The 21250-nt window shown below is 57.3% G+C and carries 20 protein-coding genes and 8 pseudogenes; 5 read left to right on the forward strand and 23 right to left on the reverse strand.

The annotated features are described in order from the left end of the window. Positions 1-4: 4 nt before the first annotated feature. From tnpB to AB3X98_RS20575, 9 genes and pseudogenes are all read right to left on the reverse strand, one after another. The gene (gene tnpB / locus AB3X98_RS20535; RefSeq protein ID WP_368604270.1) at positions 5-349 is read right to left on the reverse strand and encodes an IS66 family insertion sequence element accessory protein TnpB; all 345 of its coding nucleotides are present in this window, start codon (positions 347-349) and stop codon (positions 5-7) included. Further along, positions 346-600, reverse strand: coding sequence for an IS66 family insertion sequence element accessory protein TnpB (locus AB3X98_RS20540; protein WP_368604269.1), 255 nt, complete (start codon positions 598-600; stop codon positions 346-348). The genes tnpB and AB3X98_RS20540 overlap by 4 nt, the downstream gene beginning before the upstream one ends. 6 nt (positions 601-606) lie before the next feature. Then, a pseudogene (locus AB3X98_RS20545) lies at positions 607-672 on the reverse strand (IS66 family insertion sequence element accessory protein TnpB); the annotation flags it as partial. 162 nt (positions 673-834) lie between these two features. Further along, a pseudogene (locus AB3X98_RS20550) lies at positions 835-1494 on the reverse strand (transposase); the annotation flags it as partial. Between the two features lie 149 nt (positions 1495-1643). After that, positions 1644-1871 (reverse strand): annotated as a pseudogene (locus AB3X98_RS20555) (transposase domain-containing protein); the annotation flags it as partial. Between the two features lie 458 nt (positions 1872-2329). Next, a complete protein-coding gene (locus tag AB3X98_RS20560) occupies positions 2330-3274 on the reverse strand; it encodes a hypothetical protein (RefSeq protein ID WP_368604268.1) in 945 nt (314 codons plus the stop codon). A 152-nt stretch (positions 3275-3426) separates the two neighbouring features. After that, positions 3427-3528 (reverse strand): annotated as a pseudogene (locus AB3X98_RS20565) (IS5/IS1182 family transposase); the annotation flags it as partial. A gap of 29 nt (positions 3529-3557) precedes the next feature. Continuing rightward, complete coding sequence (locus AB3X98_RS20570; RefSeq protein ID WP_368604267.1) at positions 3558-3989, reverse strand: hypothetical protein; 432 nt, start codon at positions 3987-3989, stop codon at positions 3558-3560. 11 nt (positions 3990-4000) lie between these two features. Further along, positions 4001-4309, reverse strand: a complete 309-nt coding sequence (locus AB3X98_RS20575; RefSeq protein ID WP_368604266.1) for a hypothetical protein — start codon at positions 4307-4309, stop codon at positions 4001-4003. Positions 4310-4902: 593 nt separating this feature from the next. Here AB3X98_RS20575 and AB3X98_RS20580 point away from each other — a divergent pair. Both AB3X98_RS20580 and AB3X98_RS20585 read left to right on the forward strand, forming a co-directional pair. After that, entirely contained in the window at positions 4903-5436 is a 534-nt protein-coding gene (locus tag AB3X98_RS20580; protein WP_368604265.1) for a DUF6431 domain-containing protein, read from the forward strand. Between the two features lie 130 nt (positions 5437-5566). Beyond that, the gene (locus AB3X98_RS20585) at positions 5567-6310 is read left to right on the forward strand and encodes a helix-turn-helix domain-containing protein (protein WP_368604264.1); all 744 of its coding nucleotides are present in this window, start codon (positions 5567-5569) and stop codon (positions 6308-6310) included. Between the two features lie 19 nt (positions 6311-6329). Here the strand turns inward: AB3X98_RS20585 and AB3X98_RS20590 are convergent, their stop codons facing one another. The 6 genes and pseudogenes from AB3X98_RS20590 to AB3X98_RS20615 all read right to left on the reverse strand — a co-directional run bounded on the left by AB3X98_RS20590 (position 6330) and on the right by AB3X98_RS20615 (position 10296). Further along, the gene (locus AB3X98_RS20590; protein WP_368604263.1) at positions 6330-6548 is read right to left on the reverse strand and encodes a hypothetical protein; all 219 of its coding nucleotides are present in this window, start codon (positions 6546-6548) and stop codon (positions 6330-6332) included. Continuing rightward, positions 6545-7141, reverse strand: a pseudogene (locus AB3X98_RS20595) (ATP-binding protein); the annotation flags it as partial. The gene AB3X98_RS20590 and the pseudogene AB3X98_RS20595, both read right to left, overlap by 4 nt. A 93-nt stretch (positions 7142-7234) precedes the next feature. Further along, positions 7235-7450 carry a hypothetical protein gene (locus AB3X98_RS20600; protein ID WP_069269390.1) on the reverse strand — a complete coding sequence of 72 codons (216 nt, stop codon included), beginning with the start codon at positions 7448-7450 and terminating at the stop codon, positions 7235-7237. A 1-nt stretch (position 7451) separates the two neighbouring features. Continuing rightward, a complete protein-coding gene (locus AB3X98_RS20605; RefSeq protein ID WP_342922775.1) occupies positions 7452-8309 on the reverse strand; it encodes an ATP-binding protein in 858 nt (285 codons plus the stop codon). Beyond that, positions 8306-9742 (reverse strand): annotated as a pseudogene (locus tag AB3X98_RS20610) (DDE-type integrase/transposase/recombinase). Before AB3X98_RS20610 ends, AB3X98_RS20605 begins: the two are co-directional and overlap by 4 nt. A gap of 98 nt (positions 9743-9840) precedes the next feature. Beyond that, positions 9841-10296: a hypothetical protein gene (locus AB3X98_RS20615; protein ID WP_368604262.1), complete on the reverse strand. Its 456-nt coding sequence runs from the start codon at positions 10294-10296 to the stop codon at positions 9841-9843. Between AB3X98_RS20615 and AB3X98_RS20620 the strand changes: the two are divergent. The 3 genes and pseudogenes from AB3X98_RS20620 to AB3X98_RS20630 all read left to right on the forward strand — a co-directional run. Next, a pseudogene (locus AB3X98_RS20620) lies at positions 10275-10595 on the forward strand (transposase); the annotation flags it as partial. The gene AB3X98_RS20615 and the pseudogene AB3X98_RS20620 sit on opposite strands and share 22 nt — an antisense overlap. A 53-nt stretch (positions 10596-10648) precedes the next feature. Continuing rightward, positions 10649-11008 (forward strand): AAA family ATPase, encoded by a 360-nt coding sequence (locus AB3X98_RS20625; RefSeq protein WP_368604261.1) that lies wholly within the window; start codon positions 10649-10651, stop codon positions 11006-11008. 78 nt (positions 11009-11086) lie between these two features. After that, positions 11087-11341 (forward strand): annotated as a pseudogene (locus tag AB3X98_RS20630) (hypothetical protein); the annotation flags it as partial. 78 nt (positions 11342-11419) lie between these two features. Here the strand turns inward: AB3X98_RS20630 and dapF are convergent. From dapF to AB3X98_RS20670, 8 genes are all read right to left on the reverse strand, one after another. Next, the gene (gene dapF / locus AB3X98_RS20635) at positions 11420-12277 is read right to left on the reverse strand and encodes a diaminopimelate epimerase (protein WP_368604260.1); all 858 of its coding nucleotides are present in this window, start codon (positions 12275-12277) and stop codon (positions 11420-11422) included. Positions 12278-12403: 126 nt separating this feature from the next. Then, positions 12404-13555 (reverse strand): porin, encoded by a 1152-nt coding sequence (locus AB3X98_RS20640; RefSeq protein WP_368604259.1) that lies wholly within the window; start codon positions 13553-13555, stop codon positions 12404-12406. Positions 13556-13641: 86 nt separating this feature from the next. Continuing rightward, entirely contained in the window at positions 13642-14868 is a 1227-nt protein-coding gene (lysA, locus tag AB3X98_RS20645; RefSeq protein WP_368604258.1) for a diaminopimelate decarboxylase, read from the reverse strand. 121 nt (positions 14869-14989) lie between these two features. Beyond that, positions 14990-16039, reverse strand: coding sequence for an ABC transporter ATP-binding protein (locus AB3X98_RS20650; RefSeq protein WP_368604257.1), 1050 nt, complete (start codon positions 16037-16039; stop codon positions 14990-14992). Between the two features lie 3 nt (positions 16040-16042). Beyond that, positions 16043-17845 carry an ABC transporter permease subunit gene (locus tag AB3X98_RS20655; RefSeq protein WP_368604256.1) on the reverse strand — a complete coding sequence of 601 codons (1803 nt, stop codon included), beginning with the start codon at positions 17843-17845 and terminating at the stop codon, positions 16043-16045. 87 nt (positions 17846-17932) lie between these two features. Continuing rightward, positions 17933-19015 carry an ABC transporter substrate-binding protein gene (locus AB3X98_RS20660; protein WP_368604255.1) on the reverse strand — a complete coding sequence of 361 codons (1083 nt, stop codon included), beginning with the start codon at positions 19013-19015 and terminating at the stop codon, positions 17933-17935. Positions 19016-19134: 119 nt separating this feature from the next. Then, positions 19135-20082, reverse strand: coding sequence for a succinylglutamate desuccinylase/aspartoacylase family protein (locus tag AB3X98_RS20665; protein ID WP_368604254.1), 948 nt, complete (start codon positions 20080-20082; stop codon positions 19135-19137). 36 nt (positions 20083-20118) lie between these two features. Next, on the reverse strand, positions 20119-21222 hold the full coding sequence (locus AB3X98_RS20670; protein ID WP_368604253.1) for a saccharopine dehydrogenase C-terminal domain-containing protein: 1104 nt from the start codon (positions 21220-21222) through the stop codon (positions 20119-20121). Between the last annotated feature and the right edge of the window lie 28 nt (positions 21223-21250).

The raw sequence follows: 21250 nt of genomic DNA on the forward strand, positions 1-21250 counted from the left end.
CGGTTTACAACATCGATAGTGCGGCGGTGCGACGGGGCTGCCGCCAGTCGATGCCCTCAAGCAGCATCGACAGTTGCGCAGAGCTCAGATGGACCTTCCCACCGTCGGCCTTGGGCCATATAAAACGGCCTCGTTCAAGCCGCTTCGCAAGAAGCCAGATTCCGTCTTCCGTGGCCCAGAGAATCTTTATCAGATCGCCCCGACGGCCGCGGAAGATGTAGACGTTGCCGCCCAGCGGATTCTCCTCAAGCGCAGTTTGCACCTTCGCTGCCAACCCATGAAACCCGCAGCGCATATCAGTGATGCCAGCAGCGATCCAGATGCGCGTGCCTGCCGGTAGGGAGATCATGAGCGCAGACTACCCAGCACGATCCGAAGCATATCGGCATCTACCAGGCCGTCCACCTTAACCACCGCACGACCGATCCGGATCTCGATTGTGCCCACAGGTGGTACAGGCTTCGCGCTCTGCACTTGCACTTCTGCCGGGGCTGACGCGATGACCTCCGTCGGCGTGTCGCTTAGCAATACGACCGGAATGAGCCCGGCAGATCGAGCTTGCTGATCGGCCAGATATCGCCGTCGCCAGGTGAACAGCATGTTCGCGTTGATGCCATTCTCCCGAGCCAGCCTTGCGACTGATACGCCCGGCTCGCAAGCGGCCGCTGCCAGTCGCTCACGAAGCTCCCGGGGGTAATTCGGGCGCCCCGTTCGTGTACCGGCTTCTTCTCTGCAGACTGTGTCAAAGTGATGCCCATGAGATCAGGAATGGTGGGCATCACTTTGATGTCGCCCTCAGCCACCGTCTATAACGGCCGGCACGAGCCGCTTACCCAGCCAGGATGCTTTCGTCTCGCGATATCCATCGCCGATCGCCACGCGCTCTTTGCTTCCGTTCGGCTTCACGCCGATGATCACGAGCAAGCATTGGCCGTCGGAGTTCTCGCTGCGCAGCCCCGTGTGAATGCCGTCGACCCACCAGTAGACGTGGTGCGACTCCGACAGATCACGCCGGCTCCAGGCCACGTGCTCGTCGGCCCATTGCGCCTTCAGCCGGCTCACCACGTTGGCCGACAAGCCCTTGGCGTCATCGCCAAGCAACACGCTCAGGGCTTCGCCCATGTCGCCAGTCGAGATGCCCTTCAGATACAGCCACGGCAGCGCTGCGCTTACACGGGGCGACTTCCTTACGTACGGCGGCACAATCGTTGAATTGAACTTCACGCCCGATCCTGATCGATCGCGTACCTTTGGCACCTTCACCGCTATCGGGCCGGCGGCCGTCAACACCTCGCGTTCTGGCAAGTAGCCGTTGCGTACTACGGCGCGTTGCCCGTGCAATGTCTTGACGTTCGCGAAGCGCTCCATCAACTCAGCCAACTCCGCTTCAATCGCTTGCTGAATCACCTGCCGCGCTCCTTGGCGGACCAATTCGTCCAGCCCGAGGCCGGCGCCCGATAGACCGACGACTGCTTTTTCCGTATCCTTCCTCATGGTGGATGGTTTGTTGTTTGCTGGTTTCCGACTTCGACAATCAGATTCTCAGCTGAAACCTCCACCGCCTTCAATTCCCCACCTCAGATCCCCCGTACACCACTTCCGACTTTAGCTCGATTGACCACGCCCTTGCATGCTGACGCCAATTAGGCCGCGGTGCCGTCCGTATGCTGGCCCAGCTTCCATGGCAACAGCGCCTCGTAATCGTCGGCGCTTCGCGCGTAAGGCAGCGCTTTGAATGATTCGGTCAGATAGCGGTAGGCGTCGACACCGTTGGCCTTGCATGTCTCGACGAGCGAATAGAGGTTGGCACTCGCCTTCGCCCCGCCGGTTGTGTCTGCGAACAGCCACGCACGGCGCCCCACTACGAATGGGCCCAGGATTTAACAGCGAGATTATCGAGTTCTTAGAGACCGATATACGGATCGTCGCACCAAGCTTCGGTGGCCAAATAAATTTCGATTGCGAATTTATCATAATGAGTTTTAATACATTCAGAGGTACCTTTTGAAGTGTTGCGCTTTTCTGGGCTTGGCTCACGGCTCTTCAAGTCTCACAGCCGGATTTCGCGCAACAAAACAGACATGCGTTGGCACGCAACGGTGAACGCCCAATAGTTTTCACTGTAGACAACTCAGGACGCCGACAAACGCTGGCGTCAGGGCTCGCCGCGAACGCGCAACACCAGACCAGAGGTGCCAAGATTCAAACTAAAGTGCTTTCATATGGAGCAGCGTAAGGCTTTCAAATCGCCCGATTCGGTTAAACCAGCCTCACCAAGGTGTCCCCTCTGGCTTAGTTTGACATCCGGCGTCGAAGATGGACCGTCGTGTTACTGAAGATTTTTCATAGCTTCCTCGTAGGCATCCTCGAAAACTTCGGGACGTTCTGAGAAGAAATTAAAGTACCCACAAGGATTTTTTGTCAACACCTCGCGCAGATCTACTATCCGGTATCGCTCGTCAGTCAAGGCACCAAGTTCTACAAGCTTATTGATGCGTTTGATGTCAGCCACTTCGGCATCGTAGCCGGCCGAGAACCACATCTCGCACTGCCAGTCCTGAACATCGAACCAACTAGCCGGTTTTTCACCGTGCCATCCGTGCGCCAACGGACGCACTGCAAATATCTGGTCGAAAGAATGCAATTCGGAAATCACGCACGGACGATGATACGCGCCGTCCATCAACCCATTCGGCAAGCCTTCAAATCCATAGAGCGATAACCACAATGCCGCCTCGACTGCTTTCGGAGTTATAGGTAAAAGTTTAACGTCCGGAAGCATATTCATTGCAGCACAATTTCCGAATAAAAATCCTTTGCCGTTTACGGGGTCGTACGCATTGAACACTACGCCGATGTCCGCTGTTCCCAGTGCTGCTTCGTTTAATATCGTCGAGATTTCAGCGAAGTATTTTTCGCTCCTTGTTGGTATATATACCTGAGCAGGCAACAAATATGCACTTAGACTATTAAGCGAAGTTGGAAGATAATTCCAGCGCAGCCAATATTCGACAGTCGCTGGCGCGAACACTCCCGGAAGGCCCGTTAGCGCCATTTTAAGTGGCCCGAATATAGCGGGTACGCTCGACCGACGTATAAAATTCTTCAGATCGGTACCGCGCAACCATTCAGCCAAAACGATGAGCTGTCCGCTTGAAGCCGTAACCAAGTCTGGTTTCACGTCCAAGTGCGTGGCGGCTGCCAGAAACCCCGCTCCATGTGCATTAAAGCCAGCAAGACCGGAAAGAGCAAATGCAATCATCTTCTTGGCCATTTTTCAATTCCCTGAACTGATAGTCAGTTTCCCAAAATCTCATCACATCGCAGAGTCCCCCCCTGCATGATGAATTACCCAGTGAACCGTTCGAATTCCACCGGAATTTGTCGTATCGTGGTATTCCAGCGTAACGGTTTCCCCTGACGTCGCTTTTCAATACCCTGATATCCGGCGTTAGCGTACACATGCTTTTCTTGGCCACGCAACAACGTTTCTGCCGCATTGATGTCGTGAACACCCGCCGCCGTACCATTGAGGGGACCGGGCCCGATACTGCTGGCTAATTTCCTCGAGTTACTTTCGCCTTCTTACTTTCGGACACGTCGTCAGTAGACTCAAGATTGTTTCTCATTGAGTTCAGAAATTTTTCGCCAATGTTCTGCAGCCGGAATAGCCTGTTCGTTACCCAGATTGCTGGGTTCAGAGAATCAATGGCTGTCGCGCTGACAGCTGGCGCCCTCTCGGCATTGTCCCGGGCCACCGTTTGCAATAGGCCATACCATGCCTCATCCATTATGTGAGCAATCCGTGCAATTTCGGCTTCTGCTTCCAACAAGAGGCCTGCGACGCAGTTGCCGTAGGTCAAAATTCGTTCAACGGGAGGAATAGCGAGACCGTCTTGCAGCACGCGCGGGCTCCAAAGCTCCGTTCCCGACCACACCTTGTGTGCAAATCCCAATGCATCAGCGAGTGACGAACGGGTGAATTGCAAGCTTAACGTCGTTAGTTTTTCAATTGTCTCGAAATAATTGTCGTTAAGGCCGGCGATACATCGTTGAGCCAAGTAGGATTCGAGCGCAAGCGGTGGCTGGCAGGCACGAAGTCAGCCAGCTTTGACATTGTGAACATCTCTTTTGCGCAGCCATCTGATTCACGCATCGCTCCGGTCCCAGTGCTGTCCATTCCTTTGTAAAAATTCATCGCGCCCGCCCCATGAATGTTAAAAAGCGCGCTATTCCATTGGAATACAAGATCAATGCCTGTCGAAATAAGGCCGCGGCCGGCCAAAGTAATCGCCCAACCACGTATCAATTGAACGAATTCCTACAGCCGACGTCATCTAGATGACAAATCGGACAGTCCAGGCTTTCGTTCCGGGATGAGCTTCTATATGAACGCGTCGCCCTTGCTACAGTTTTCGTGTTTTGTGACAGACAGGATGAGCAGTTGCGACCCTATACGTGGCCTCGTCCCGTTTGCCAAATGATCCGTCTGGTCTGCAGCGAGCAGGTGAGTTTCCTATATGAACGCGTCGCCTAGAGAATGAAAGATCCTATGAAGCATGGCTGCCTCGACGGCCTAGTCGGCGCCTAAAATCTGTGCGGTGCCCCTGGCTGATAGGAGAGAATCATGCACGCAGAACCCGCATACACAACGGTTACAGAGCCAATCGTCCTCGCGGTGTCGCTCGAGCTTGCCTCCGCCAAATGGAAGGTCGCGCTACACTGTTACGTCGCGCGCAGAACAAGCAGGAGGGAGAGAGATCGTCGCGAGATCAGCCAGGACGATGTTTTGTCGATTACCGCGCGAAGCGCGAGACATGAGGGGTAGCAGGATGACCGGCGCTGCTCTGATATCGTGCGATGTTTCTCAGGCGTCGTACAAACATCAAGAACAGACCGGCCATGCATCGCATTGTATTTGCCTTTCTCTCCCTGGAACAACATCGTCGCGCAATTGAGTCCTCTCCCGCGACTTACCGGCCCGATCGCTGTCCTCATTGCGGCAGTGGCTGCCTGTGGTGTCACGGCTGTTACGGCCGCAAGGCGGATCGCAGCGCCGACGGCGCGCTCAATCCGGTGCCTGTTCCGCGCTTCCGTTGCCCATCCTGCACGCGCACCTGTTCACGTCTGCCGCTATGCATCTCTGCGCGTCGATGGTACGGCTGGTCATTGCAGCAGAACGTGTTGCAGTCGCTGATCGCGGGCGCCTCGTTACGCCGTACGGCAACCCTCTTCGCGCTGGGCTACCACACCGTGCGGCGCTGGTGGCGATCACTGATAGCGGCGCACAGAATGTTCGCCTTCCATCTGTGCGGCCGTTTTACGGAACTCGGCCGCTGTGTCGGTCGCGACGACTTCTGGCTGACCTGCCTCGATCGCATGCCGCTATGCGAGGCGATGGCCTGGCTGGATCACGACGGCGTCGCTGTCCCATGACCGGCTGACTCCGGTGTGCTGTGCGACGGCGCTGTTCACACCGTAACGGGCACTCCACACAGTCTGCTCACTGCCGTGCGCCGCCGATCGGCGCTTTGATGGCGGTTCCTTCACTTCGACAGGGACCACCATGAACGACATTGACCCGAAGGCGCTGTTCCGCCTGTCGGTGCTCGGCCCGCTGGTCAGCCGTGAGCGGCTCAGCCGGGGCGAACTGCAGCAGACCGTGCGACAGCTCGCGCAGCAGGAGTACGCGATTCCCGGTTCACGCCGACGCCACATCAGCGAGAAGACGCTGCAGGCGTGGTATTACGCGTGGCGCCGCAACGGGCTGGTGGGCCTGTGCGACGCGCCCCGTACCGATACCGGTCGCTCGAAGTTGCCCGAGCCGGTGCAGGTCGCGGTGCTCGCCGCCAAACGCGAGAATCCGCGCCGCTCGATTCGCCAGATCCGCCTGCTGCTGGAAGCCGCCGGCCTCGTGCCCCGCGACACGCTCTCGCGCTGCGCCGTACATCGCCTGCTCAAGGCCCACGGCATCTCACGCATTGCCGGACCGGATGTCGTGCCCCAGGAGAAGCGCAGCTTCGCCGCCGAACACGCAGGCTCGATCTGGTATGGGGACGTGATGCACGGCCCCACACTCTCGCTTGGCGGGCGTCGCACGAAGACGTATCTGGTGCCGCTGATGGACGACGCCTCGCGCCTGACCGCCCATAGTGCGTTCTGTCTGTCGGAGACGGCGCTCGACATCGAGGGCGTGCTCAAACAGGCTTTGCTGCGGCGTGGTGTTAGCGGCGGTGCAGATCCGGCATTAGATGGCGGCGCACGGTTGAGTAAATCCATCAACAATGAAGGGGCCACGCGGGCCCCTTGAGATGTGACGGCGCCGCTAATCAGAACGGCGGGAAGCGCTTGCTGGATGACAGTTCGTGTGGCTGCCGGTCCTCTCGCAGCAGACGTTGTATTTCGGGCTGATACCGCGCGCAGATGACTTCGAGCAGGTCGTCCAGCAACTCGAACACGGCAAGTGCCTGCTCAGGTGTCCAGTCATCGGGCACGACGAACGGCAAACCGCCCCGACGCCCCGAAGGCAACAAGGGTGCACGGCTCATGACTGTGGTCCTTTCTTTGCAGCAGGCTTGCGGGTTTTGCGTTGCCGGGCGCGCTCCTCGGTACGCTCGCGTGCTTCCTTGAGACGGTACGATTCGCCCTCGATCGAGATCACCTCCGAGCGATGCACGAGGCGATCAACGAGCGACACGACGCACGCCGCGTTCGGGAACACCTCCGACCGGTCCTTGAATGCCTTGTTGGTTGTAACAATGGTCGAACGGGCTTCATACCTGCGGCTGATGAGCTCGAACAACAGGTCGGCATGCCGGTTTGTGTACGAGAGATAGCCCACCTCGTCGATCACCAGGATGTCGGGCGCCGCGTAGTGATGCAGGCGCCGCCACAGCGCCGAATCGCTGTCGAGCGCAGCCAGTTCCCCCAGCATCTCGCTTGCGGATCTGAACAGCACCGTGTGGCCCGCGACGAGCGCCTGGTTCGCAAGGTTGCGCGCAAGCGTTGACTTGCCCACGCCGTTCGGACCGTTGAACACGACATAGGTCGCATCAGCAACGAACCCGAGCGACATCAACTCCTCAACGGCGCCCCGGTCGATGCGTTTGGGCCACTCCCACTCGAAGTCTGCGAGCGTCTGAGCGTGAGCACGTAAATCGATGGGGCAATGGGCAAGCTAAATGATGTTCAAAGGACGAAGTAAAACGGGGGCGATGAAGCCCCCGTTGTTGTTTCAGAACGGCTCGTCGACGACCTGATGCGGCGGTTGCGTCGGACCGCGGTACCAAGGCTTGCGGTAGCGCCGGATCTGGGTAGCGTAGGCGCGGCTGAACCAGAGATAGAAGTCTTCAATGAAGAACTGCATCATGTAGGCGGCCTCGTCGGAGAGTTCGGGCAACGGCAGGCGTCGGGCCGCATCGGGTTTGTGAGGTGATGTTTTACGGGACATGTCATCTTGCTCCATTGGGTTGACGTGCGGGCGTTCGGCGCGAGGATGGCGTTGACGGGGCAAAGACCTCGAAGTACAGCTTCTCGTCGAGTTCGGTCAATTCCCGCTGCGCGGCGGTGGCGAGCAGATCGTTGGCAGGCGTGGTGAGCACGCGGTAGTTGCCCAGCGCGTATTCGCACAGTGTGTGGCGCAGCGGCGGCGTCATCAGCTGTGGGGCGCCAGCGCTCGCGAGCAGATGATCGAGGCAGGCCAGCAGGTCATCCACCGTGGCCTTCTCGGTCGCCAGGCGAGATCGGATGCGGCTGCCCAGCGGCAGCAGTTCGTCGCGCCGCAGCTTGTCGGTCAAGCGCGTATCGCCGGCGATCACCACGCACAGCAGCGGCTGCGAATCGAAGCGAGCGCTGGCCATGAGCCCCAGTTCGTTGAGTACGCCCGCGCTCATCTCCTGGGCCTCGTCAATCAACAGGATCGGACGTCGGCGCGTGCTCTGCAGATGTGATAGCCACCGCTCGCGCAGCGACCGGAATCCGCCCCAGCGGTTGTGTGCCTTGAACTCCAGATTGAAGATGTCGCCCATCTCGCGATAGAAGTCGGCGAGACTGCTTTGCGGGTGATTGATCGAGACGACCATCAGCTCGGTGAGCCGCTCGAGCTTCTCGGCCAGCACGCGCATGATGACGCTCTTACCGGTGCCGGGCTCGCCGTGGATCATCGCGAAGCCGCCTTCGCGCACGAGCGCGTTCTCGATGCGCCAGCAGAAGTTCTCGACGCGGGGCGGCACGTACAGCGCTTCGAGCGGCAGCTCCGGCGAGAACGGGTTCCACTTCAGGCCGTAGAGGGCTTGCAGGCGTTGGCTCATGCGCCCTCCTGCCAGTCAGCGGGAATCCAGGCCGGCGGCAGCCCGGTTGCCGCATGTTCGGCCAGCATCAGGCGCAGCAGCGGTGCGATGCCGGGCGCAGTGGCCGGTGGCAGCTCGACAATGACGGCATCAATGCGACGGCGCTGGCCGTCGGCATTGGCGACCTTGTCCAATGGTCACAGCGGGCACAGCACGACGTCGCTGTTGGCGTCGATGAGATCGACGCGACTCAGGTCCCAGCGCGCGTAACGCAGGCGTACGCGCTGCAGGTGCCGGTAAGCCAAGGGGATCTCAAAGCGCGTGCCGGCCAGGCGCACGGTGCCGTCCGAACGCCGCTGGGTTCGTGTCACGTCAATGCGAAACGCGGCCCGTAGTGCATCGCTGGAGGGACACTCGCGCCGCACGTCGGGACCGGCCAGGTAGCGCTTGAGCGGCGTGCCGCCGATCTCGGAATGATGCGCGTTGATGGTACTCGCGCTCGATCCAGGCGTGGATGGCCTGGTTGAGCAGTTCGAGCGTGAGATTGGTCTCGCCTTCGAGCATGGCCATCACGCGCCCCTCGATACGCGCCCAGAACGTCTCCTGCTTCGCGTTCTGATACGGAGAATATGGCAGCGTCGTCTGGTGCAGCACGCCGAGCGCGAGCAGCCCGGCAGTCGTCTCCTCGGCGAGCATTGCCGCACCGTTGTCGGTCATCAGCGCGCGGCAGCCCACGGCGCTGGAACGCCTGGGCGAGTCCGTGGATCAGGCCTGCGCGCAGTCTCATCGAGAAACCATTGCGCGTGACAGACGACGCGCGAGCGGTCATCGATCACGCACAGCAGTATCGGCGTGATCCACTGGCCGTCATGGATGAGCAGCTTGCGCGATCCGTGATGGAAGTCGAGATGCCAGAGCGCGTTGACGTGCTCGACCTCGAAGCTGCGGACCTCGAGCTTCTCGAGGCGATCGCGCGCGAGCATCGCGCCGGCGCTCGTGTGCCGGGGCTGGCGTTCCCGGAACAGGCCCTGCGCACGCATGTAACGGCGCACGGTCGTGTACGACGGCATGTTCGCCGTACCGAGCGTGACCTTGAGGTTGTCGAAGTGCAACTGGCAGGTCCAGCCGGGATGGTCGCGGTACTGCGTGCGGATCGCCTGTACCGTCTGAGGCGACAGGTTTGCGCCGGCGCCACTTGGGCGCTTGCGCTTGCGCAGTCTCGCCACCGGGTCGTGTGGCGCCTTGCGGGCCTGATAGAACCACCGTTCGATGGTCGAGCGGCCGAACTGGATATCGTCGCCAGTGACGGGATGACGCCAGCGCCTGGCGGCCAGCGCGGTGATGAGTTCGCGCAGTTGCCCCGACTCGGGCGGTGCTGCAAGCAAGGGGCCGACGATCGCAAAGCGCAAGCGCTCCCAACGATCCCGCACGGGTAGATCGTGAAGTTCAGTCATGCGTTCTCCAAAGATGCGGCGCGCCGCGCCGCGATTCAGGGGAGAGGCGAGACTACAAGCGCTGTTCGGAGGGGGCGAGCGAGAAGTTCTGCGGGCGGCTACCGTCCCTCATGCACGGTGCTCATGGCGCTGCCGCTGGTGAGCGGCGAGAGCCAGCGCAGCAGGCACAGCAGCGGCTCAGGCTGTAACGCCGCAGCGAAGCGCTCGAGCAGGCTCGCCGGCGCCTGCACGGTCTCGACGGGCGGCACGAACGCCGCCCGCCCAAGCGTCCAGAACGGCGTGCTGACGAAGTCGGTCTGCCACCAGTGCCGCCATTGCGCGATCGTTGCGCGCGGCACGCCCAGCTCGCCGAGCTGACGCATCGCGGCAGCCGTGCCGGCACTGGCGCGCGTGGCACTGACGACGACCATGATTGCGGCAACGTAGACGCGGCGGCCGAGAAAGCGCACGGAGAGCGGCGTGGTGCGACGGCGGCACTCGGCGCAGCAGAAGCTGTAGCGGAAATCTCCGCACTCGGCGCGGGCTTCCCGGGTACTGCCGCCGGCAATGGCCATACCTGAGCCGCTATGTGAACGACGGCAGCTATGCCATTGACAACAACATCGTCGAGCGCGATATAAGGCCATTCTGTACAGGTCGCAAGAGCTGGCTCTTCAGTTCTACTACGGATGGCGCGAAAGCGAGTGCGATGGTCTATAGCTTGATGCTGACGTGCCGGGCCTGCGGCGTTGAACCCCACGCCTGGCTGCTGCACGTGTTGAGAGAGCTGCCTCAGCGTGCACCGGACGCCGACATTAGCGACCTGCTGCCGTTCAACTACGCGAAACGGCAAGCCGAAACGAGCACGAGCTGATCTGCCAACTAGCGCGCCACCCATGAAACGGCGCGCAGCAACCAAGTGCAGTCGTGGACATCGCCGGTCACGCCAGACCGCCGCGATGCGGCCACGCTCGCCTCTCGGTTGTAAACGATTCTCCATCGGGTGTGGTGGATTTAGCGCTTACCGTCATCTATCTGGCCGAGACGGAATTCGGCCGCATTGACCTGTACCGCTCGCTTGCCCGCGCGCTCGGACTGGAGCCTCGCCACCGACGCGCAGACCTGTGGCGCGATCTCAAGCAGCGCATCACCGAACTGGTCGAGGGCAAGCAGATGCTGCCCGTGTGGATCATCGACGAAGCCCAGAACCTGCCGCCGGAATTCTTCCACGACTTCCCGTCGTTTCTGAATTTCGCGTTCGATTCGCGTGATCTGCTTACCGTCTGAGGGCATGTGTCCACGCGGACACTTAGGTTCAGACCTTCAGCCACTCCTTGGAAGGGCGTCGTTTATCGACCGCATACGATCGAGCCAGCCATCGGCCACATGAAGACAGATGGCAAACTCGATCGGAACTGGCTGAAGGGAGCGCTCGGTGACGCGATGCACGCTGTGCTATGCGGCGCCGGTCACAACCTGCGGATGATCCTGAGGAAGCTGCGGTTTTTTTACGCCCTGTTCTCATCGCCCTGTTCTTCGCTGTCGATCAGAGAGCATCCGCCCGCTGACGCCGATGTCGCCGATGACGGCCAAAACGAATTGTTCAGGGGCGACTACTGAACTCAGCCACAACACTTCGCACTATTCCGGGCGTGGCTGCTCGACCAAGCTCGCGCATGGACCAAGGGAGACTTGGAGCTAGATCAGAAGACGACCCGTAAACGGCACCTCAACGGGCCCAGTGAGTAACGTAGTTTCATCTGGCAGCACTTCCACTGCGAGATCGCCGCCGGGCATGTGTACAGTGAACGAAGATGAGGTGGACAACTTCAGTCGACGCACAACCAAGGCGGCAGCACACGCGCCGCTTCCGCAAGCCAGCGTTAGAATGCCCGGCCTTTCCCAAACCGCAAGCTTGATCCGATCGGCCGCTACGAGTTCGGCAACACCGACGTTAGCACCCTCTAGAAGCATTGGATGGTTTTGTACGGCTGGTGCGTACGCCGGAATATCCACGCTATCAAAGTCAGCGACTAGGAAGACCAGGTGCGGGTTCCCCATGCTGACAGCCATCGGTGACCTCAGCGGCCCCGATTCGATAGCCAGGGGACCTCCGTTGCTTGGACTTACCAATGGTATGTCTTGCCATTCCCAACTCGGTGCCGGAACTTTCAACGAGACCTGGCCATCGCTTCGGCTCATTGCTTGAATGATCCCGCCAAGCGTTTCAATCTTCACGGCCCTCAGACCAAGCTCAGTCAGAAGCACCCACGCGGCGCAGCGCGTCGCATTTAAGCATGTCTGGACTTCCATGCCGTCGACATTGAAGATGCGCAACCGTGCGGTAGCGTCCGGCCCACTTGCCGACTCAATAACCAGTAACTGGTCCCCACCTACGCCAATATGTCGGTCACAGATGCGCGTAATCGACGACGCATCTACGTTGAATGGAGTCTGTCGTCCGTCGATCAAGACAAAGTCATTTCCTAGGCCGTGGATCTTTAGGAAAGGCCGTCCCGTTGATACGTCAAAAGGTGACATCGGTTCGTTGTCCATACCTGATGAAAAAAAGTTATCACGCTAGAATAGTTCGCCCATTGAAGCACGACCGATCGATAGGCAGGGCGACGACGTCCTTACGTAGCATCGCCTGCGACAACGTCGATCTGGACGAATGAAACTTTAAAACTTATGAATCATGGCAACGCGAGCCAGCGCTTGGTTCTGGGTGGTTGAAAATCCCAGACCTGCAACCGTTGTACCAAAAATTGTCGCTGCTGCTTGGTTTTGGTGAAGATATGCGCCCTGAACGTAGACACTCGTGCGCTTGCTAAGCGAATAATTCAACATCACCGATCCGAGGTGGAAATTGGCGGCACTGTATGTGTCCGCATTGACGCCTACTGTAGTGAACACATAGGCTGCAGCGATCCAGAACGCCGGCGTGAAATAGTGCTGCACGCTTACGTCAAAATTATCGAATTTCCAGGAGCGTTGATTTTGCAGACTGACTCCCGTGGAATTACTGCCCAGCGTCCCGTCAGGCAACGCATAGACGTCCACATGCGAATACGCGAACGCAACGTTGCCTGAGTTACTGAAGGTCCAGCGTACTCCAGCGCCCAGATTCTGTTGTGAGCTCCCTACGAAGCCAAACGATGTAGTCGAAGAGAGGGCGCCACCGGACGTCGCGCTTGGATTGTTTCCCTTGACATACATGACTGCAGCCGAAAACGGACCCTGTGCGTACGCTACAGCTGCACTGTACTGTCGGTTATTCGCAAAATTCACGTCATTGCTAACGGAGTACGTCGCCTCAGCTTGCAATCCTTTGTACAGCGGAGACAGGTACTTGACGGTGTTCTGACTGCGTGCGAACCAGTCCGAGTTGTCGTTATCCAGTGGATGCCACGCAAAGTCACCGATGGTACTGGTGCCTGTAAAGCCTGACCACAGATCGTCGGACGCGTTATATTGCCGACCCAAGGTCACGGTCCCATATGTTTCGCTCGCAAGTCCCACGTAGGCTTGTCGCCCAAATGCTGCTCCACCTTGCGCAAACCGCCCATTGTTGGGGTTAAATCCGCTTTCTAGCTGGAAAACCGCTTTGAGCCCGCCGCCCAGGTCTTCGCTACCACGCATTCCCCACCGGCTGCCGAGTACATCGGACGCCACTAAACTATAAGAACTCTTACCTGCTGAGTTTGAGATGTAGTTGAAACCTTCGTCTATTACACCATACAGCGTAACGCTACCCTGCGCAGCAGCCAACTCGCACACCCCCAGCATAGACAACCCAACAAGGCTTTTCGCCAGCACCACGTTTCTTCTCACGGTAGGACTCCTTATGACGTTAACTGCTTGCTTTTAATAAGAAATGTATTTTGAAGCACCCTTTACCGATCAGCTAGGAAAGCCGGTCAGTTCAACTGCTCCAACTGCAGTAAGTCTTTGACTGTCTGTCGACGTCTTATTAGGACAGTGCGATCACCGTCAATGAGCACTTCCGCCGCAAGGGGGCGAGTGTTGTAGTTCGATGACATGCTGGCGCCATATGCCCCGGCATCGTGGAAGACGACGAAGTCCCCAATCTTCGGGGTTGTGAGCGAGATACCTTTCACCGAGCCACTCGAGTCCTGTGTAAAAACGTCGCCAGATTCGCACAACGGTCCCGCGACCGCAAAATGCCCCGAAACGCATTCCTCGCGATTTTCTGCGCCGTTCAACACCGTGATCTTGTGATAACTACCATACATGGCGGGCCGCACGAGGTCATTGAAGCCCGCGTTCAGCAAAATGAAGCTCATCTCTGGACGCGCATTGATTCCGTTCACTTGCGCCAGTAGTGCCCCAGCTTCCGCCGTCAGGAATCTACCCGGCTCGATTTCGAGCCGCACCGCATGACCAAGATGCTCTGCAATCCGGGTGCGAGCGTCGTTCCATAAGCCGAAGTAGTGGCTGCAATCCACATGTGGCTCACCCTCTTTGTATGGCACCGACAGGCCACCTCCCGCGGAGATCGCTTCTATGTCTGTGTTCAGGGAAGTCACGACATCGACCATTGCCTGGCAAACTCTGGAAAGGTGATCGTAGTTGACGCCTGAGCCGATATGCATATGAAGTCCCACGAGCTTCACTCCGTGATGCTTCGCCATATCAACAGCGAGAGGCAGGTCATCGATCCATATGCCGTGCTTGCTAAGCGGACCACCTGTATTCGTCTTCTTGCTATGCCCTTCACCAAATCCGGGGTTGACTCTTAGCCAGACGCGATGTCCCTTGGAGGCGCTCCCGATCTGCTCCAGCATGTTCAGCGAGCCAACGTTGACAGTGATGTTGTTCTTAACCACGGCAGACAGAACGTCAGGCTCAAAGAGATCAGCAGTAAAAATGATCTCATCCGTGCTGCCTGTCGAGAAGCCAGCCTCGAGGGCTCGTTCAATCTCCCCATGTGACACGGCATCCACGACGACGCTTTCTTCGCGCATTAACCGCAAGATACTGAGGTTCGAGCAGGCTTTCTGTGCGAAACGGATGGTGTCGAATTGTCGCAATTGCCTAATTCGATCGCGGATGATCTCAGCGCGGTACACCCAAAGCGGTGTCCCGAACTGCTCTGCCAACCTAACGTACTCTTCGTTGCTCATCGGGGGTTAGCTCAAAAATAATGTAGGCTTTTGCTTTTAATGCTCTGCCGTTAGTTCCGCGGCATCTGCACCGTCGCGGTAGCGAATCGCATTTCGATTTGCTTTACAAGAATTCAATCTATTACCGTTCCAGAAAGCGGGCTTCCGTTTCTGGCCAGCTGAGGAATACGTCTTGCCCTGCCTGATACGTCTTCCGGTGCCTATTGGTCGTCTTGACCTTGAATGAAACGTCGCCCACCGAAACGATATGCCGAGTGCCTTCACCCAGGAAAATCGATTCTTGAATCACACCTTTCAAGCTTCCCTCATACGCCGGACGATCGGATGAAATGTCGACGAACTCAGGCCGGATCATGAGCCAACCCTCGCCTTCTTGCACCGAGGTGTTGGCGCAGGGAAGCTTCACCCCACCCCATCGGGCTTCGTTGCGATCGGCAGTACACGGTACAATGTTTGATTCACCAATAAATTCGGCAATGAACCGGTTAGCGGGCAGAGCGTACAGCTCGTGAGGCGTCGCCTTTTGCTCCACTCGCCCGTCTCGCATCACGACCACTTGGTCGGACATCGTCAACGCTTCATCCTGGTCGTGCGTGACGAACAAGACGGTCATGTTGTACTGACGTTGAATCCTTTTGATCTCTACCTTGAGCTGTTCGCGTAGGTGACGATCCAACGCACCAAGCGGTTCGTCCATGAGCATGACCTTTGGGTCGAAAATCATTGCTCGCGCGAGCGCAACTCGTTGCTGTTGTCCCCCGGATAGCTCGCGGGGATAACGGTCGATATACGTGCTCATATGCGTGACGTTGAGAACATCCAAAACCCGGCGCTTGATTTCTTCGCTACCGATCCCACGTACCGTCAAAGGAAACGCGATATTCTCCGCAACCGTCATATGCGGAAAAAGCGCGTAGTTCTGAAACACCATCCCGATGTTGCGCGCATGAGACGGAACATCTATTACTGACCTGCCTCCGATCTGCACGTCCCCACTTGTAGGCTGTTCGAACCCCGCTAGAATCTTCAACAACGTCGATTTGCCGGATCCAGAGGGCCCAAGCAGCGTGACGAATTCACCAGCCTCGACCTTCAGGGATACGTCACGCAATGCGTAGGTGGTGCCGGAATACCGCCGCGTTAAGTTGAAAACGCTGACTGATGTGCTCATTATTTACTCCTTGGGCACGTTCACTTTCGTGGACGAGTTGGACTTGAACTGTGACAGCAAAATCAGAATGGCGACACCGGTCACGATGATGCTTGCCGCGGCACTCATAACCGGGTCGACCTGGATGCGAATGTCGCTCCACATATGTATAGGTAGCGTTTCGGTCTGACGGCCCAGGAGAAACAACGCGATCAGCAGTTCGTCGAGGGAAGTAACGAAGCACATCAGCCATGCGGTACCGAGCGCCGGCGCGAGTAAGGGAAGTACGACCTTCCGCAAGATAATTGGCGTTTTCGCCCCGAGGGTAGCCGCTGCGTGCTCGAGATTGAGGTCAATTGCGCGAACCGCAGCGATCAACACAATAATCGCGTAAGGCACCGTGAGAACCATGTGGCCAGCGACCAAACCTGCGAAGGTTCCTAACATGCCGATTTTCGACATTGCCACGTACAGACTCAGCGCGACGACGATCACAGGAACCAGTAAGGGTGTGATCATGAAAAGCAGGACGGAACGCTTCAACCGAAAATTTCCACGGACGATCCCAAACGCTGCGGCCGTCCCGATGACAACCGATACCGTCGCTCCGGCAGACGCGAGCTTCGCGCTCATCAACAACGCATCTTGCCATTCAGAATCGGTGAAGAAACGTACATACCATTTCATGGAAAATCCGGGCGGCGGAAAAACCAGGAACGGCGACGAGCTGAATGACAAAACGTAGACGACGATCAGCGGGATGATCTGGAAAGCGGCCGCAAGAACGATATACGACTTGAGCAGCGCACTAACCAACCACCGCGGCCTGCCGAGCGCTATGTGGAAAAATCGCTCCAGTACTGTCGTCATCCTCTTTTGAGGAATGCGTCCAGCATTGTCTTTTTTTACGAACGGAAATGGCTTCTTGCTCGTAACCTGTATCGACCACATCTGTTCAAGTGGCACAACTAAGTTGGACGCCGCAACAATCACGAGTGTGGCAATCAGCAATATGACAGACAAGGCATAGCCAAACTGAAGGTTAAGTAAGGTCGTCACCTGAGTTACGATGAGCTGAGCAATCATCGTATCGGCCGGTCCGCCCAACAGAACTGGAGCGATGTAGAACCCCAGCGCCATGATGAAAACAAGAACCCCCGCCGAAATGATTCCGGGTGTGGTCAACGGCAAGTAAACCCGAAAAAACGTCTGAACTGGATTAGCGCCGAGTACTCCTGCTGCCGATACGAGCATACGGTCAGCTTGACGCATGGTGGCATACATGACGAATACGCCGACCGGCAAGAGGACATGAACCATCCCGATATACACTGCGATGCTTGTCCCCGTGATCTTTAGTGGCGTTGAGATGAGTCCAAACGACAGCAAAAGCTTGTTCAAGGCGCCAGCACGCCCCAAGATCGCCATCCAACCGTACGTACGAATAAGAAAAGGAGTGAAAAGAGGCACTAGTACGAAGAAACTGAAGGCACCCAGCGCCCTTTTCGACAACGTCGTCATGAAGTACGCAATCGGGTAACCAAGTAACAGACACAAGGCCGTTACAACGCTAGCAATCTCGATCGTTCTGGTGAAGACCTTGAAATATAGCGGATCAGTAAGAGCGTCTTTGTATCCGGAAAGATCAAAGGCAGCGCCGTGCACGCTACCGATGATCGAACCCGCCAGAGGCGTGACAAAGAACGCCAACAAGACAAGAGCTGCCGGCGTCACCAGTAGTATGTGCCGATTATCTTGACAGAATTGGGCAAACCATCGAATGGCTGAAGGCCGTCTCATCGGGTAGTATTCGGCTTGTGCTTTCATTACAGGTCGTATCGTAGACTTAGTGAAAGACGCAACGTCTCCATGTCGGCGTCCATCTCTGTGTTCGAGCCAGCAACAACTTGGTTCTTACTGCGACAACAAGGCCGCACAACGCTTAATAGCTTTATCCCAGTTAGTCTGGCCGCTTGAGTCGGCCGAATTCCACCAACTATAGTCTTGCACGATCTGCTGACCGGTACTTTTTGGCGAACCGGGCAGGATTTTCGCAAGTTCCGGCTTAATGATGTCGTATGCCTTGGTGTTGGTCGGTCCGTAACCAATCTCGGTCGCAAAGACCGCCTGAGGATTCGGCTTGGAGATGAAAGCCAAAAACTTCATCGCGTTTTCGAAGTTGGGGCTATTTCGCATCGCTACCCAATAGTCGTACTGGATAAGCGACTGATTGTCGGTAAAGTCGATGGGTGCGCCCTCCTTCTTCGCTGCAAAAACTCGGCCATTGAAAGCAGTCGACAACGCCACTTCGTCGCTAGCAAGGCTTTGCGGGGCTTCGCCGCCCGATGTCCACCACTTGCCAACGGAAGGCTTTATCTCTGCAAGTTTCTTAAACGCCTTGTCCATATCGATCGGATACAAGTGTTTCGGATCAGCTCCTGCTGCTAGTGCGGCGAATTCAAGGTCCCCTCCATCAACGATCTTGCCGCAGCTAGCCATGCCTCTAGGACCCGGGTAGGTCTTTGTATCGTAAAATTCGCTCCAGTTTTTTGGACGTTTCTTGGATGCCGGGTATTCGGTCTTGTTGTACGCCATCACGATGGAGTAAAGAACAGCGCCGACGCCGTACTTATTCTTCAGGTTTTCTGGCAGTTCTGCCAGCGTCTGTTTGTCAAAATATTGGTAATCAATCGGGCTCAGCGCGTTCTGACGGACGAACCCGGCCAGCTCTCCGGCATTGATCGACGTGAGATCTGCTTCAGGCTTCCCCATCGAGACTGACGCCAGAAGCTTCGCATGGTCCTCAGGAATGAGAACAACATGAATACCGGTCGCCTTCTCGAACGGGTCGAAGTAGGCCTTTCGCTGTGCCGCCTCCCAAGTGCCTCCGCCGGATGTAATGACCAGTTCCTTGGAGGCAGCGAATGTCGTAACAGCTGACGTCATAAGGCAAACAGAACCGAGGACGCGAAGGGCAAACGTGGTTTTCTTTAGCATAATTGGCACCGGTGAAACAGAGGAGGTTCCTAGTAGGAGCGCTAGCGCGGGGCGTGCCCCGAGTACCGCTCAACGTTTTTTCTCGTTCTCTCGCAAATCCGGTTGGTTTTCGCGATCTTTCAATCTCGGAAATGCGAGCAAACGCCCATCAAAGCGTCCGTCTCTCGTACGATAGGATGTGTTACTCGCCATAGTAAGAAACCAGTTGTTTGCGCCACAAGCTTGTCGATAACGGTCCCATGAAGATCCCGAATCGTCGCTAGGACTTGGCCTTCGCCGACGGCATCGCCCACGGGCACGTGGAACTCGCACCATCCGCTCTTTTTGGCCACGATCCAAGCGTAGCTCTCGGCCACCAACGCTACTCTTGCTTTAGGCGGCGCATCATCGGTCATCGCGTAGAGGTGAGCAACTCGTCTCACCCCATCAACGTGGAAAGCAACGCTTATTTCGTCCACGACGCCATTACCACCCGCCTCTGCAAAAGCCGCATGCCTGCTTTTCAGTGCTCGTCCGGTGCAGCTCCTGCCATGAGCACCAGCGGTAGGCTTGGGGAGTGCCATGACGAACTGTGGGTCAAAGGCCTCCGCTAGTTCTAAATTGAATGCGTCGAACGATGGATCGCCAGTTTCTTGCATGACCGTGAACTGCGAGACTTGCTCTCGGAGGTCTCCACCGTGCAAGTCAATGAGACAGTCCGCATCTGACGCCCACTCGTTCAAAATGGCATCAGCAAGAACTTCGCTGAACGTTCCTTCCTTTGTCCCGGGAAAACAGAAGTTGATGTTCTTCCGGTCGATCGGGCAATTGAATTCTGTGCGTTCGAATACCGCGGGCACGTTGGCGAATGAGAGCACAGAGACCGAACCGCGCTTCAGTTCTTTCGCAAAGATGTCCGTTAGCCGAAACCCTGCTTCGATCGCGGCGACCTCATTGACGTGCACGCCGGTCATGATGCAAAGGCGGGGGCCGGGAGCGTCCGCGACAATCTCCTGGGTAGACCAAACGATGTCTTTCAGCGCGTCAGCGCTGAACCGTAGTGATTTTGTTGACCTACTGACGCTCATCCGTTCCCCCGTCTTCATATCAATCAATGCGACCGACTAGGCGGCCTCGAGGTGCAACTGGGACTGCATCGCATAAGCACTTCCAAAGCGATTCGCCAGGAATGCATCAAGCGAAATGTCTTCTTGGCGGACGAAACCTGCATTCGGCAGTTTTCCGTCGGCAAGCATGTCCAGTACGGCGCAGATCCCGGAGGCCGTCGTAATCTGGATAGCGCTGCGGACCTCCCCGCCCACCGACTTGCTATAAACCTTGTTGGCGTACGTGTCTTGTAGTAGTTTCCCGGACCGCTTGCCCACGACGGTCACGAAAATCACCACGACGTCTTGGAGCGTAGCCGGCACCACGGACTCAAGCAGACTCTTGAAGACGTCGCGGCGATCGCGCAGCCCCAAATCATTGAGCAACGTCTTCATGATTTGTGCGTGACCCGGATAACGAATCGTGCGGTAATTCAGCGTCCGAACTTTGCCCTCGAGCGTTTCGCAGAGGGTGCCGAGGCCACCGGAGGTATTGAAGGCTTCGTACAATACGCCGTCGAGAGAAAACTCTTCTCGCTCCTCGAGCGATGGGACCTTGACCAACTGACCGTTCATGATCGCTTCGCAGGGCTCGATGTACTCGTTGATGACTCCGTCGGTGCTCCACGTAAGGTTGTAGTTCAACGAGTTGGACGGATATTGCGGCAGTGCGCCGACGCGCATCCGCACGCTTTCAAGCGTGTCAAAGCGCTTCGCCATGTCATACGCGACGATTGAGATGAAGCCGGGTGCCAGCCCACATTGTGGAATGAAAGCTGTTTTTGCCCCCTTTGCTAACTCCTTCACCGCCCGCGTGCTTGCCACGTCTTCGGTCAGGTCCAGGTAGTGCACACTCTCTGCGCGAGCGGCCTGCGCAATCCGGGTGGTGAGGTGGAAAGGGGCTGCACTCAAGACTGCGAACTTGCCTTTAAGCTGCTCTTCCAGGGCACCTAACGCCGAGATATCAAGCGCCTTTGTTTCCAGAGCATCAGAACGAGCAAACGAGCTCAACGCTGCGTCAGACTGGTCGATCAACGTTACGTGGTAGTCGCCCGTACCAACCAGCATGGTGGCGATAGTTGCTCCGATCTTACCCGCACCTACAACAGCAATTTGCCTCATGAGCTCTCTCCGTTAGCGTTACAAGCAC

It is taken from the genome of Paraburkholderia sp. BR14312 (assembly GCF_040948675.1).
Taxonomy (GTDB): domain Bacteria; phylum Pseudomonadota; class Gammaproteobacteria; order Burkholderiales; family Burkholderiaceae; genus Paraburkholderia; species Paraburkholderia nodosa_A.